The sequence below is a fragment of the Pseudomonas sp. WP18 genome, from assembly GCF_036689585.1.
In the GTDB taxonomy this organism is placed as follows: domain Bacteria; phylum Pseudomonadota; class Gammaproteobacteria; order Pseudomonadales; family Pseudomonadaceae; genus Aquipseudomonas; species Aquipseudomonas chlororaphis_E.
This window is the reverse complement of record NZ_CP144758.1, coordinates 916796-930733: the sequence shown is the minus strand read 5'-3', so window position 1 is coordinate 930733 and position 13938 is coordinate 916796. Positions and strand designations below refer to the sequence as shown.

The 13938-nt window shown below is 61.6% G+C and carries 12 protein-coding genes and 1 tRNA gene; 3 read left to right on the top strand and 10 right to left on the bottom strand.

Annotated features, from left to right (window positions below):
- The first annotated feature begins 1 nt into the window (after position 1).
- Positions 2 to 778, top strand: a complete 777-nt coding sequence (locus tag V5F23_RS03970) for a TatD family hydrolase (RefSeq protein ID WP_338497655.1) — start codon at positions 2 to 4, stop codon at positions 776 to 778.
- Positions 779 to 1262: 484 nt separating this feature from the next.
- Here the strand turns inward: V5F23_RS03970 and V5F23_RS03965 are convergent, their stop codons facing one another.
- The 4 genes from V5F23_RS03965 to V5F23_RS03950 form a co-directional block, all read right to left on the bottom strand.
- Positions 1263 to 3293: a methyl-accepting chemotaxis protein gene (locus V5F23_RS03965; protein ID WP_212803406.1), complete on the bottom strand. Its 2031-nt coding sequence runs from the start codon at positions 3291 to 3293 to the stop codon at positions 1263 to 1265.
- Between the two features lie 274 nt (positions 3294 to 3567).
- Positions 3568 to 4404: a regulatory signaling modulator protein AmpE gene (gene ampE, locus V5F23_RS03960; protein WP_047738352.1), complete on the bottom strand. Its 837-nt coding sequence runs from the start codon at positions 4402 to 4404 to the stop codon at positions 3568 to 3570.
- Positions 4401 to 4961 carry a 1,6-anhydro-N-acetylmuramyl-L-alanine amidase AmpD gene (gene ampD / locus V5F23_RS03955; protein ID WP_212803405.1) on the bottom strand — a complete coding sequence of 187 codons (561 nt, stop codon included), beginning with the start codon at positions 4959 to 4961 and terminating at the stop codon, positions 4401 to 4403. The genes ampE and ampD overlap by 4 nt, the downstream gene beginning before the upstream one ends.
- 64 nt (positions 4962 to 5025) lie before the next feature.
- Positions 5026 to 7233 carry a DUF1631 domain-containing protein gene (locus V5F23_RS03950; protein WP_338497651.1) on the bottom strand — a complete coding sequence of 736 codons (2208 nt, stop codon included), beginning with the start codon at positions 7231 to 7233 and terminating at the stop codon, positions 5026 to 5028.
- Between the two features lie 269 nt (positions 7234 to 7502).
- Here V5F23_RS03950 and nadC point away from each other — a divergent pair, with 269 nt between their 5' ends.
- The gene (nadC, locus tag V5F23_RS03945) at positions 7503 to 8351 is read left to right on the top strand and encodes a carboxylating nicotinate-nucleotide diphosphorylase (RefSeq protein ID WP_047738356.1); all 849 of its coding nucleotides are present in this window, start codon (positions 7503 to 7505) and stop codon (positions 8349 to 8351) included.
- A gap of 68 nt (positions 8352 to 8419) precedes the next feature.
- Here nadC and V5F23_RS03940 read toward each other — a convergent pair whose 3' ends face one another.
- Positions 8420 to 8725 carry a DUF6388 family protein gene (locus V5F23_RS03940; RefSeq protein WP_042728710.1) on the bottom strand — a complete coding sequence of 102 codons (306 nt, stop codon included), beginning with the start codon at positions 8723 to 8725 and terminating at the stop codon, positions 8420 to 8422.
- A gap of 299 nt (positions 8726 to 9024) precedes the next feature.
- On the opposite strand from V5F23_RS03940, the gene V5F23_RS03935 reads away from it, so the two are divergent.
- On the top strand, positions 9025 to 9570 hold the full coding sequence (locus V5F23_RS03935; RefSeq protein WP_212803403.1) for a hypothetical protein: 546 nt from the start codon (positions 9025 to 9027) through the stop codon (positions 9568 to 9570).
- Between the two features lie 12 nt (positions 9571 to 9582).
- On the opposite strand, the gene V5F23_RS03930 is transcribed toward V5F23_RS03935, so the two are convergent.
- The 5 genes from V5F23_RS03930 to rbfA all read right to left on the bottom strand — a co-directional run bounded on the left by V5F23_RS03930 (position 9583) and on the right by rbfA (position 13790).
- Positions 9583 to 9655: transfer RNA gene (locus tag V5F23_RS03930), tRNA-Thr, on the bottom strand.
- A gap of 125 nt (positions 9656 to 9780) precedes the next feature.
- Positions 9781 to 11886 carry a polyribonucleotide nucleotidyltransferase gene (gene pnp, locus V5F23_RS03925; protein WP_042728708.1) on the bottom strand — a complete coding sequence of 702 codons (2106 nt, stop codon included), beginning with the start codon at positions 11884 to 11886 and terminating at the stop codon, positions 9781 to 9783.
- Positions 11887 to 12061: 175 nt separating this feature from the next.
- Positions 12062 to 12331 carry a 30S ribosomal protein S15 gene (rpsO, locus tag V5F23_RS03920; RefSeq protein WP_039592311.1) on the bottom strand — a complete coding sequence of 90 codons (270 nt, stop codon included), beginning with the start codon at positions 12329 to 12331 and terminating at the stop codon, positions 12062 to 12064.
- Between the two features lie 142 nt (positions 12332 to 12473).
- Positions 12474 to 13391, bottom strand: coding sequence for a tRNA pseudouridine(55) synthase TruB (truB, locus tag V5F23_RS03915; protein WP_024779941.1), 918 nt, complete (start codon positions 13389 to 13391; stop codon positions 12474 to 12476).
- Between the two features lie 3 nt (positions 13392 to 13394).
- A complete protein-coding gene (gene rbfA, locus V5F23_RS03910; RefSeq protein WP_042728707.1) occupies positions 13395 to 13790 on the bottom strand; it encodes a 30S ribosome-binding factor RbfA in 396 nt (131 codons plus the stop codon).
- Positions 13791 to 13938 lie beyond the last annotated feature (148 nt).

Below are 13938 nucleotides of genomic sequence, written 5' to 3'. Positions count from 1 at the left end.
CATGCAGCTGATCGACACCCACACCCACCTCGACTTCCCCGACTTCGACGCCGACCGCCCGGCACTGCTCGCCGAAAGCCGCGCCCTGGGCGTGCGGCAAATGGTGGTGCTGGGGGTGTATCGGGACAACTGGCAGCGGGTCTGGGACCTGGTGCAGAGCGACCCCGACCTGCACGCCGCACTGGGCCTGCACCCGGTGTACCTCGAACAGCACGGGGCTGAGGATGTCCTGCGCTTGCGCGATTGGCTGGCCCGCCTCGCCGGGCATCGACAATTGTGTGCGGTGGGCGAAATCGGCCTGGACTACTACCTTCAGGACCTGGACCGCGAGCGCCAGCAGGCGCTGTTCGAAGCGCAACTGAACCTGGCGGCAACCTTCGAACTGCCGGCGCTGATCCACGTACGGCGCAGCCACGCCGCCGTGATCGCCACGCTCAAGCGCCTGGCCAACCCACGGGCGGGGATCATCCACGCCTTCGCCGGCAGCCTCGAAGAGGCCCGCGAATACATCAAGCTCGGCTTCAAGCTCGGCCTGGGCGGCGCCGCAACCTGGCCCCAGGCCCTGCGCATGCATCGGGTACTGGCCCAACTGCCGCTGGAAGCGGTCGTACTGGAAACCGACTCCCCCGACATGCCGCCGGCCATGTACCCCGGCCAACGCAACACCCCGGCACACCTGCCGGCCATCTGCCAAGCCCTGGCCGAAATCATGGCAGTGCCCCCCGAACAACTGGCCGAGGCCAGCACGGCCAACGCCCGCCAATTGTTCGGCTGGTGAACTGAGCGGCTCGTTGCCATAGGGGAATTGGATGCTGCTGGGAGAGATTGGTCGGTTGCCAAGCCGCTTTCGCGGGCAAGCCCGCTCCCACAGGGGATTGAGGTATAGCCGCGAGAGTTAGGCCGCCTCGCGCAGCTTTTGATCCTGCTTTTGATCTTGGGCCCCATTAACCACAAGGGCCGAACGCAGGCATTGCGTAGTGGGCATCCCGGCATGGAGGCCGGGATAGCCGCGCTGGGCCATGGAGGGCCCTTCGCGGCGGGCCCACGGAGCAATGCCTGCGTTCGGGCACACCGAGCCTAGGCGAGGTGCCCAGTGTTGGGGCCAAGCCTTTTTTGCTTACTTTTTTTGGCGTCTGAAAAAAAGTAAGCCGCCGTAAGGGCGGAACCCTAAGCCGCCGTTACCGCAGCAACGGATATGCACTCAATCAACAAAACCCAAATCACAAGACCGTCATCGCGAGCAGGCTCACCCCCACAACCACCTACACCCGAAACGCATTAATCAACTGCTTGAGCTGCACCACCTGCGCAGACAACTCACGACTGGCATCTTCCGTCTGGTGCGCCCCTTCAGCGGTACGCTCACCCGCGCGGTTGATCTCGACAATGTTCTGGTCAATGTCATGGGCCACCGCCGTCTGCTGCTCCACGGCCGCGGCGATCTGTTGGTTCTGGTCGACGATCATGCCAACCGCTCCGAGGATATTCTCCAAGGCCTGCTGGACCTTTTCCGACTGACCGACCGTGCCGTTGGCCATCTCATGGCTGGTGCCCATCGCCTTCACCGCCGCCCCCACGCCACCGTGCAGGCGGGTGATCATCGCTTCGATTTCCTCGGTCGATTGCTGGGTCCGCTTGGCCAGCGTCCGCACTTCATCGGCCACCACCGCAAAACCCCGGCCCTGTTCACCGGCCCGGGCCGCCTCGATGGCGGCGTTGAGCGCCAGCAGGTTGGTCTGCTCGGCAATGCTCTTGATGACATCCAACACCCGGCTGATGGCCTGGCTGTCGGTCGCCAGTTGATTGATCACCTGCACCGACTGATCGATCTCGCTGGCCAACCGGGCAATGCTGCCCTGCTGGGACTCCACCAGGCCGCGGCCGCTCAGGGTTTCATCGTTGACGCTGTGGGCGCTGCTGACCGCCGCCGCGGCACTGCGGGCCACTTCCTGGGCCGTGGCCGACATCTGGTTCATCGCCGTCGCGACCAGTTCGATCTGGCTGCGTTGTCCGGCAACAGCCTGGTTGCTCTGGGCCGACACCGTTTCCACCTGCCCGGCCTGGCGCTCGACTTCGGCGACGGTACGCCCGACCTGTTCGATCAAGTCATGGATTTTCGCCACGGTGCCGTTGAACACCTCGCCCAACTCGCCCAGCTCGTCCTTGCTGCGGGCGACGAAATTGACCGTCATGTCCCCGGCAGCCACCTTGTCCATCATCAGGCCCAAGTGTTGAAGGGTGGTGCGGGTCGAGGCGTAGAAACCGGCGTACAGGTAGAAGATCAGCAGGAACACCGCGGCCAATGCCACGGCTTGCAACACCATGTGGCTGCGGTTCTGCTCCAGGCGATGCTGCAACTGGACCCCGAGAAAGTCCTGGGTCGCCTCATTCAGCCGGTACGTCTGCGCCATCAGGCCGCTGATCTGCTCGTAGAACGCCGGCCACGGCGCATCGAGGGTATCGGCCATGACCACCTGTTCTTCGATCAGCTCACTGGCCTTCTTGAGGCTGGCCTTGCTGCCGTTGGCCTGTTCGGCCAGAGCTTGCCCGGCCGCCTGGCTGGCGCCCAGGGTGTCCTGCAGTTTCACCTCGTATTCGCCCTGGAGCTTTTCGATCTGCGCCAGCAATTCATCGAAGCGGGTACTGGAGGCCGAATTGAGAAACCCCAATCCCAGCGACGAAGCCCCCAGCGCCCGGCCTTCGCCGAGGAGCTGGGTGACTTTCGGGGTCATGCCGACGATCAATTCGCTGAGCTGGCGAATGTCGCTCTGGTTGTCGCGGCTCAACCCCGCCTGGCTGGCAATGATCTGGCTGAACGTCTGCGCACTGTTGAGCAGCTTGCCGATCAGCGCACTCTTGCTCTGCAAGGAGCTTTCCGCCTGCTGGGCCTTGAATGCGGCAATCATTTCGTCGCGCTTAGCATCGAAGGCGTTGACCTGCTCGGGCTCGACCGCCATCGCGGTCATGCCTTGCAGCCGCGCGAGGACCTGTTGTTCGAGGGTGCCGATCTTCGCCTCCACGTCGCCGGCCTTGCCGGACTGCCCGAGGCTGGCGTTGATCTGCACCAGGTTGTTCAGGGTTTCCAGGTCTCGGCGCAGGGCCAGGCTGCTGGCCAACAGGTCGAGGCTTTGCAGCTCCACCTGGGTGCCCTGGAACTCCCGATAGGAATCGCGTACCAGAAAAAAGTTGGTCACCAGCATCGGCACCAGGAACAACACACTGATCAGGCTGAACTTCATGCCGAAGCTCAGGCGGTTCATCAGCGCGACAGCGGGCCAGAGCAAACTCTTCACAAGGAAGCCTCCCGGGAATGTTCTTATTGTTATGGCTGGCGCACAGAGACAGCAGAAAGCCACCATTCGGGGCGCTGTCCCTATATAGCCTAAATCGGCGGGGAGATTTGTAACTTAAGGTTAACGAGTCACAGGGGACGCTGAGCACTGTGACTAGGACGCTTGTTCCCGCTCGGGCGCCAGGCGGACGCCGTCTTTGGGGAGGTGCTTCGCACCTCAGCGGGAGCAAGCTTCCTCGCCGCGAAAATCATGCACCCCACATCATTTACACAGGTCAGGCCAGCACCGTCCACAACGCGAACCCGGCATACCAGAGCACTGCCGCGCGCAGCAGCAATTCCCAGAGCCGATCCAGGCTGTTGATGCCGTCCGGCCCGGCCATGGGCTTAGGGATCTCGCCGGCCACCAGGCCGACCTTGTCGATCAGGTCCGCGGCGCTGATGTTCCAGTTCAACAGTTCGTGCAACATCACCCGGCTGACCGCGACGAAGTTGCCCACCAGGGCGAAGCTCGCCGCGAGCAGGCGCACCGGCACCCAATCGAAGGCGTGGCGCAGTTGCCCGGCACGCTCGGCGACGCCGGCGTTGTGACTGTGTTCGGCGGCCAGTGCCAGCAGGCGGTAGCTGAGCGCCGCGACCGGGCCCAGCAAGAAGTACCAGAAGATCACCGCAAAAAAGCTCTGGTAGGCCTGCCACAGCAGATGCCCCTGGACCCGCTCCAGCAGTTGGTCACCGTCGTCGGCTTCAATGTCCAGGTCTCGCTTGGCCACATGGGTGGCCGCTTGCAGATCCTCGCGACGCCAGGCATCGCGAAACGGCCCGAGGTCGGCCAGCAGATCGCCGCGCCCCAGGCTGTAGATCACCACCAGCAAGTGCACCGGCAGCGCCAGCAAGCCATAGGCCACCGGCTCCAGCACCCACAGCAGCAATGCCAGCAACGCCACCGGCAGCAGCACCATCACGACCAACACCAACCACGGCCGATTGACCCAGCGCGGCCTTGCCTCAAGCTTGTTCAGCTCTTGCAGCCAACCGCCATCGCGCTGGACCCGCTGACGCAGGGCCGAGAACTTCTCGATCCACACCGCCAGCAGCAACACCAGAAAACTCATTGTCCTTCCCCTTCTGTCAGGGCCGCACGATAGCGCGCCCAGTCAAATGCCGGTCCCGGATCGGTCTTGCGTCCCGGGGCAATGTCGCTATGTCCGCAGATGCGTTGCACCGTGATCGCACTGAAAGCCGCTTGCAACTGCCGGGTCAACGCCACCAGGGCCGCGTACTGCGCGTCGGTAAAGGGCAGATCATCGGTGCCCTCCAACTCGATGCCCAGGGAAAAATCATTACAGGTCTCTCGCCCCTCGAAGCACGAGACGCCCGCATGCCACGCCCGGTCCAGGCAAGAGACAAACTGGGTGACGGCGCCGTCACGTTCGATCAAAAAATGTGCAGAAACCCGCAGGTCGGCGATACCGGCAAAGTAAGGGTGCTCCGTGACATCCAGGCGATTCTGGAAGAATTGCTGCACCTTGCCCGTCGCGAATTGGGCCGGTGGCAAGCTGATGTTGTGGATCACCAACAGGGAGATCTCGCCCTCGGGGCGCGCATTGAAGTTGGGCGAAGGGCAATGACGCACGCCCTTGCACCAACCGCTCGCGGAGTCCAACTGCATACAGGTTCCTTCGAAGACGACGGTGGATGCCGTCAGTATGCCGTGATCGGCCCGCGCTGCGCGATCACTTGCCGCGATTGAGCTGGCGCAGGTTGCCCAGCACCGATTCCAACGCCCGGTCGAACAATAACGTGTCGTCCAACAGGCGCGCCGCCCCCCGACGAAACTCCAGGGCCAGGCTGGTGCGGCTGTGCTCCAGCACCTTGAGGCCGGTGCGGTTGACGAAGATGTACTGGCCGGTGGCCTCGATGATCGCCGCCAGCTTGCAGCGCAGGGTGTTGTCATCCTCTTCCTGGAACTCGACCCAGCTGCCCAGGCGCAGTTGATCGACCTGGATCAGCCCCACGTCATCGGCTGGCAAGCGCACCGCCGCGCTGTCCCCCGTGCCTTTATGGGCGGTGTGCAAGACAATTTTCTCCGCCACCTCGACCATGACCGGCGAATCCGCCGACGAAGCCTGCGTCTGCGCTTGCCCCATGCGCTCAAGGGCCTGGACGTGCAAGACCTCCAGTTCGCTGAAAAACTCGCTGGTGGCAAACGGGTCGAACGCCGAGCGGCTCAGCCCCTCGCGCAAGGCCTTGAGCAACTCCGGTACCATCGCCAGCAGACGCAGGCCGGCATCGGGCTCGTCGTGGGGTTGGACACTCCAGATCAACCGCTCCAGGGTCAGGACGTCGGCCTGCCACTCGGCCGAATACTTGCCATGCTTGAAACAAGTCAGCAGGAGCACCTGGCTCCAGGCCTGCAGGACGAACTCCACCACGGCCTGGGGCAAGACTTTGCCCAGCATCACCTGGTTCAACGCGCCCTCGACCCGCAAGCGCGCCAACTCGGCCTTGGCACGCCCTTCCTCGGCATCGCGGATGCGCTGTTCGAGCAGCTCGCTGCGGCGACGCTCGTCGCTGGTGAAGGCGAGGAAATCGGCGAGCAGTTCGGAAAAGATCGCCGGGTCGTCGACGTAATCATTCAACAGGCGTTGCACCACCTGCTCAATACGCAGGTAGAGCGCGTCGCGCTGATGGTCGTCGCAATCGCCCCAACCCATGGCGGCGGCGGCAATTTCGTTGAGCAACCGCCGGGCGGGATGGTTACCGCGGCTGAAGAAGCTCTTGTCCTGCACCGCGACCTTGAGCATCGGGATCTGCAGGCGGCCGATCAGGGCCTTGAAGGAATCCGGCAGGTTGTGGTCGTCGAGGATGAACTCGAACATCATCGAGATCAGGTTGATGACGTCTTCATCCGCTTCTTCGACCACCCGGGACTTGCCGCTGCGGACACTGACCCGCGTCAGCAACTGCTCCAGCTGGCTGCGCAGGTCGAATTCGTCCTGGACGGTGGGCGCGTACTGCTGCAAATGGGACAGCAGTCGCAGCAGGTCGCGAGTGGAGATCGGCTGGGCCGGCGCGCTGGCTTCCAGGGTCGGCGCCACGCTGCCGCGCACCTGCATCAACAGCTTCTGCAACGCCGCGAACACCTCCTGCACACTGTCATCGACCTCGGCCGACCTGGGCTTGGCCATCGCATCGGCCTTGGGCCGTGGGGGCTCGTCGAGACGATCCGACGCGCGCCGTGACGGCGCGGCCTTGAGCTCCGGCAGGATACCGGTGGCCGCCAGCAACTGGTTGGCTTCGGCGTAGAGCGGGTCGCACTCGCTGAGCACATAGCGTTCGAAAAGCTTGAGCAGGATCAGCTTGACCTTGATCCCCACGCCCAGGTTGCGCCCGGCTTGCAGGAAGTTCTCACACAGCAGCGCGGGGCTCAGGGGGTTTTGCGGGTTGCCCAGCGGCCGGGCCAGCAACGCACTGAGCCGGGCGGTCAATTGTTCGAGCGCCAGGCCATCACGCTTGAGCACCCGGGTGACCATGGCCTCGACGGCCAGGTGTCGCTCCAATTCGTCTTGAGAAAGCTGGGGCGAGGCGCTGCAAGCCTGGATGGGCGCGAGGGTGGCCTGGGTGACGTCGTATTGGGCAAGGCTGACGAAGGCCTCGAAGAACTGCTCGATGAATTCACGTTCGATGCTTTTGCGCTTCAGGCGCAGGTCGCGCATGGCTTCGAAGAACAGGTTCTGCTCGATGTCGTCGCGTGCCCGGTCGGCCATTTCAAACAGGGTGTCGTCGGCGTTATCGAACAGCCCTTGCAGGCCCACGCGCAACTGCTGCGCGGCCTTGTCGCGAACCTGAAGCAGAATCACCGGCAGGCGCGGGAGCGGCGAACGATTCGCCTGATCGGCAGATACCTTGTGTAAAGGCACTACATTCCCGTCATTGTGCATCCTGGCCTCCTGGAACGGTGGTCTTCGGCTGGCGACGTCAAAGACATGACGTCAATCGAAAGGCGGATTATCGACCAAAAGAACGGTGTCGCACCAGAGGGTGCTGTGATCCCGCTCGAAATACCGCGCATCAAGTGACCCGAGAAATGCGTAAACGTTGCGAAGACGCGACCAAATGCAGGTTTGATTAGGCGCAGTCGCCTGCCAGCGCCTTGGGTTCGTTCATGGCCTGGCCCTATAATCGGACCACTTTGTTTGTGGAGCCTGTTATGCCGAATCTACGTCTCGCCGATCTGACCGTTGAAATCGAAGCCAATGTGCGCCGTGCGTTGCTCGAAGACATCGGCAGCGGCGACATCACCGCGCAACTGATCCCCGCCGAACGCCTGGCCAAGGCCACCATCATCACCCGCGACGCCGCCGTCATCAGCGGCACGGCCTGGGTCGATGCCGTGTTCCGGCAACTGGACCCGCGCGTCGCGGTGCATTGGCAGGTGCGCGACGGCGACCGGGTGAGCCCCGACCAGGCGCTGTTCCACCTCGAAGGCCCGGCGCGCTCGCTGCTGACCGGCGAGCGCAGCGCGCTGAACTTCCTGCAGATGCTCTCGGGCGTCGCCACGCGGGCCCGCTACCTGGCCGATTTTGTCGCCGACACCCAGGTCAAGCTGCTGGACACCCGCAAAACCCTGCCCGGGCTGCGCCTGGCGCAGAAGTACGCAGTCACCTGCGGCGGCTGCCACAACCACCGCATCGGCTTGTACGACGCCTTCCTGATCAAGGAAAACCACATCGCCGCCTGCGGCGGGATCGCACAGGCCATTGCGGCCGCCCACAAGATCGCCCCGGGCAAACCGGTGGAGGTCGAAGTGGAAAGCCTGGCGGAATTGAAGGAAGCGCTGGCGGCCAATGCCGACATCATTATGCTCGACGAACTGAGCCTGGACGACATGCGTGAAGCCGTGCGCCTGAACGGCGGCAAGGCGAAGCTGGAGGCCAGCGGCGGGATCAACGAAAGCACATTGCGCCCGATTGCCGAGACCGGGGTGGACTACATCTCGATCGGAGCGATGACCAAGGATGTGAAGGCTGTGGACCTGTCGATGCGGCTCAGTCTCTGAGCAGCTTCAAGCCGCAAGCTACAAGCTGCAAGCTGTTCCGTGCTTGGCTTGTAGCTTGTAGCTTGTTGCTAAACGACTAGATTATTCATCTCGCAGTACTCATCCCACTCCACTCCCAACACCTCGGCCGCCTCCTTGTGCAATGCAAGGCGCTGCGCCTCGAATTCTTCAGGTGTGCTGGTGTACTTGAGCGTCAACTCCCAAGGTTGCAGCCCCTGGGCTTCGGCCTCGTCCTCGAACGCCCATTGGAGCTGGTCTTTCTGCTCGTCAGCGCTCAGGTTCTTGATTTCTTCCAGTAACTGAGGCGTGTCCAGGGCGTATTTGCGCAGTGCTTCTTCGTGTCTGGCTTCTTGCGTCAGTTCTTTAGCGGTCATGTCGTTCTCGTTGATCGGAGGAATGGAGGATGGATCTGGATCATCAAGGATCTCTCTGCCGCAGAAAACCGTTAGAAGCCCGGTTTACCTGGCCTTCAGAACCATTCGGGGATCATCTGAAAACTGCTGGGCGATCTTCGTGCCGGGACGAATATAGGACGTTTTGCCGACGATTTACACGGCTCTTTACATCTGCCCTACAAAACATAGGCCATAAACGCGGAGATAAGCTGGGAACAACCATCAGAATTTCCAGTCATAGCGATGTGCCATGTCGGCACCTCACAAGGAACCCAGTGATGCGCAGCTTTTGCATTTTGCCTTCATTTCACGTCGGCGTTGCCACCCTGTTGCTCGGCAATATGATCCTGGCAGGCACAGCCCAAGCAGCTGTCGAAACCGACTCTGGTTACACATTGCCCTCCGATACCATTCCAGCCCTGCGCAGCTCATTCAACAAGGACTTGCTCTTCAAGACCAATATCAGCGTCGGCGTTCTGGAAGAACTGCCAAAAAATGTAAAGGCCAACACCACTGAACTGGAGGAGCAGAAACGCACCCTCACCGAGCAAGCCCGCCAGATTGAAGAACTCAAGCGCAGCGGTGGCTCGAGCTCCAGTTCGAGCAACAAGGAAATCGAAGAACTCAAGCGTACCGTCAAGGAACAGGAGCAAGACCTGCGCGACCTTGGCAAGCAGGTGGAAGACCTCAAGCGCAACAGCGGTTCCAGTTCGAACTCGAACAGCAGTGAAATCTCGACGCTTAAACGGGAGTTGAGTGATCAGGATCGGGAAATGGACCAGCTCAAACGCACGGTCGAGGATCTGAGCAGGAAGGTGAAGTAGCGAGGGTAATCGTGCCCGAGACAGGAATCGAACCTGCGACCTTCGCGTTACGAGTGCGCTGCTCTACCGACTGAGCTACACGGGCGGTGGCTAAACCTAGCATCGTCCCCTGTAGCCAGGCAACCGGCGCCGGAAGATTTTTCGACCCACAGCAAAACGCCCCGAACCAGTCGGGGCGTTTGCTTGTTCAGCGGTCAGGCGTGGGGGTGATTAAACGCCCGATGCCTTGGCTGCTGCGACGTCCTTGATGGACAGCTTGATACGGCCGCGGTTGTCCACGTCCAGCACCAGCACTTCCACTTCCTGGCCTTCCTTGAGGATGTCGGTCACTTTCTCGACGCGAGCATCGCTCAGCATGGAGATGTGAACCAGACCGTCCTTGCCCGGCAGGATGTTGACGAAGGCGCCGAAGTCGACGATGCGCTCGACCTTGCCGACGTAGATCTTGCCGATCTCGGCTTCTGCGGTAATGCCCAGGACGCGCTGGCGAGCTGCTTCTGCCGCTTCCTTGGTTTCGCCGAAGATCTTGATCGAACCGTCGTCTTCGATGTCGATCGAAGCCTTGGTTTCTTCGCAGATCGCACGAATGGTCGCGCCGCCTTTACCGATAACATCACGGATTTTGTCGGTGTCGATCTTCATCGCGATCATGGTCGGAGCGTTTTCCGACAGCTCGGTACGGGACTGACCGATGATCTGGTTCATCTGACCGAGGATGTTCAGGCGAGCTTCCAGGGCCTGGCCCAGGGCGATCTCCATGATTTCTTCGGTGATGCCCTTGATCTTGATGTCCATCTGCAGTGCGGTGACGCCTTTGGCGGTACCGGCCACTTTGAAGTCCATGTCGCCCAGGTGGTCTTCGTCACCCAGGATGTCGGTCAGGACGGCAAACTTCTCGCCTTCTTTAACCAGACCCATGGCGATACCGGCAACCGGTGCCTTCATCGGCACACCGGCGTCCATCAGGGCCAGGGAAGCGCCGCAGACCGAAGCCATCGAGCTCGAACCGTTGGACTCGGTGATTTCCGATACCACGCGAATGGTGTACGGGAACACGTCGGCAGCCGGCAGCATGGCCTGGACCGAACGACGCGCCAGGCGACCGTGACCGATTTCGCGGCGACCGGCGCCACCCATGCGACCACACTCGCCGACCGAGAACGGTGGGAAGTTGTAGTGCAGCATGAACGGGTCTTTCTTTTCGCCTTCCAGGGTGTCCAGCAGTTGCGCGTCACGGGCGGTACCCAGTGTTGCAACGACCAGGGCCTGGGTTTCGCCACGGGTGAACAGCGCCGAACCGTGGGTCTTTGGCAGCACGCCGACTTCGATGTTCAGCGGACGTACGGTGCGGGTGTCGCGACCGTCGATACGCGGCTTGCCGTTGACGATGTTTTCGCGAACGGTGCGGTATTCGATCTCACCGAAAGCGGCTTTGACTTCAGCGGCGGACGGCTGGCCTTCTTCACCGGACAGCTTGGCGACGACCTGGTCCTTCAGCTCGCCCAGGCGCGCGTAGCGGTCAGCCTTGACGGTGATGGTGTAGGCCTGGGAGATCGCATCGCCGAATTCGGCACGGATCGCGCCCAGCAGCTCGGTGGCTTCGGCTTGCGGAGCCCAGCTCCAGGTTGGCTTGGCGGCTTCGGCGGCCAGTTCCTTGACGGCGTTGATCACCACCTGGAACTCGTCGTGGGCGAACAGGACAGCGCCCAGCATCTGGTCTTCGGTCAGTTCCTTGGCTTCGGATTCAACCATCAGCACGGCTTCGGAAGTACCGGCAACGACCATGTCCAGGCTCGAAGCCTGCAGTTGCTCGTAGGTTGGGTTCAGCAGATAGCCGGTGCTTTCGTGGAACGCCACGCGGGCAGCGCCGATCGGGCCATCGAAAGGAATGCCGGAGATGGCCAGGGCAGCCGAGGTACCGATCATCGCAGCGATATCCGGATCGGTCTTCTTGCTGGTGGACACGACGGTGCAGACAACCTGCACTTCGTTCATGAAGCCTTCTGGGAACAGCGGACGGATCGGGCGGTCGATCAGTCGGGAAGTCAGGGTTTCTTTCTCGGAAGGACGGCCTTCGCGCTTGAAGAAACCGCCAGGGATCTTACCGGCAGCGTAAGTCTTTTCCTGGTAGTGGACAGACAGAGGGAAGAAGCCCTTGCCTGGATCGGCTTGCTTGGCACCGACAACGGTCACCAATACGCTGACGTCGTCGTCAACGGTGACCAGCACTGCGCCGGAGGCCTGACGGGCGATACGGCCAGTCTCGAGGGTAACGGTCGACTGACCGAACTGGAATTTCTTGATTACCGGGTTCACGGTGTCCTACCTTCTTTGTGGCTCTTGGGGAACTTGTCTTCTTGCGAAATTCTTGGGCAGCGCGGGGAATCGGCCCAACCACTGTCCAGATAAAACTTGAGGCTGGAAGCCTGCCCATTGCCGACGCAAGGCGCGGGCAACCGACAGACAACCAACCTCATAGCGCAATCGCTGATTAGCGACGCAGGCCCAGGCGGCCGATCAAGGTGCTGTAACGATTAACGTCTTTGCCCTTGAGGTAGTCCAGCAGCTTACGACGCTGGTTTACCATGCGGATCAGACCACGACGGGAGTGGTGGTCTTTACCGTTGGCCTTGAAGTGACCTTGCAGTTTGTTGATGTTGGCGGTCAGCAGTGCAACTTGCACTTCTGGCGAACCAGTATCACCAACAGCCTGCTGGTAGTCGGTCACGATCTGAGCTTTTTCTTCAACGCTGAGTGCCATGTGGCTTTCCTCTTGTGAGGTACCGTTTCCAGGGAAACCGTACCAACAGGCCAGGGACAAATCCCTGTATCTATAAATGAGTCGTGACCGTGCCTGTTAACAGCCACACTCGCCCGCCTGCTGTTACCCAGGCGGGTTCCGGTCATTCCGACCGAATCAATCGACGCGGCGCAATGCGCCCGTCTTCGCTCACTTCACCGATACCGATGAAGCGACCGTTGTGATCCTGTACCCGGACCATGCCGAACTTCGGCGCATCCGGGGCACGTACTGGCTGGCCGTTGAGCCAGTAGAACGCACTGTGTTCCGAGAACTGCAGCAGCGGCCAATCCAGCAGACCGCTGTCCGATGGCATCAGGAAGCGGTCGACCGCTTCGTTGCCGCCTTCGGCATGCACGGCCTCGAGCTCTTCCAGCGTGACCGTCTGGGCCAGCGTGAAAGGACCGGCCTGGGTCCGCCGAAGCTCTGCCACGTACGCACCACAGCCCAATTGCTCGCCAATATCCTCGACCAGCGTGCGGATATAGGTGCCTTTGCTGCAATCCACGGCCAGCCGCGCAGTATTACCGTCGAAGGCCAGCAATTCCAAGCGCGCAATAGTAACAGAACGCGGTTCGCGCTCCACTACTTCGCCTGCACGGGCCAGTTTGTACAACGGTTGCCCATCACGCTTCAAGGCGGAGTACATCGGCGGTATCTGACTGATTTGCCCACGAAAACCTGGCAGCACAGCTTCGATATCAGCCTGACCAACGGTCACCGGACGCTCGCGCAGAACCTCACCTTCGGCATCCGCGGTGGTGGTGGTCTTGCCCAATTGCGCCAGAGTTTCATAACCCTTGTCGGAATCGAGCAGGTACTGGGAGAACTTGGTCGCCTCGCCAAAGCACAGCGGCAGCACGCCGGTGGCCAGTGGGTCGAGGCTGCCGGTGTGCCCGGCCTTCTCGGCGTTGAGCAACCAGCGAACCTTCTGCAGTGCCGCATTGGAGGTAAACCCCAGCGGCTTGTCGAGCAGGATGATGCCGCTGACGTTGCGGCGGATACGTTTGACCTGGGCCACCGATTACTCCTTGGAGTCTTCGGGTTCAGCCGCGTGCTGGCTGTCTTCAGCCACCGCGCGTTCGATCAGCGCCGACAGGTGCGCGCCCCGCACGACGCTTTCGTCGTAGTGGAAGTGCAACTGTGGAACGCTGCGCAGCTTCATTTCACGGGCCAACTGCATGCGCAGGAAACCAGCGGCGGAGTTGAGCACCTTGATGCTCTGGGCGATTTCCTCGGCACCGTCCTGGCCCATCACGGTAATGAAAATCTTCGCATGACCGACGTCACGGCTGACTTCCACTGCGGTAATGGTGACCAGGCCGACACGCGGGTCCTTGACTTCGCGGCGGATCAACTGGGCCAGCTCGCGCTGCATCTGATCGCCGATTCGTTGGGTACGGCTGTATTCTTTTGCCATGTCTTGTTACCTGTTACTGCCCTACGGGAAACCCGCAAGGTCTGAAAGCGGCAAACGCCCGGCCTGGCGAAAGCCAGACCGGGCGTTGCGTTTAGAGTCCGCCAGCGCGGCAGCGCATGTTCATGCGGCTGCCCGTTGCGGCTCTTGA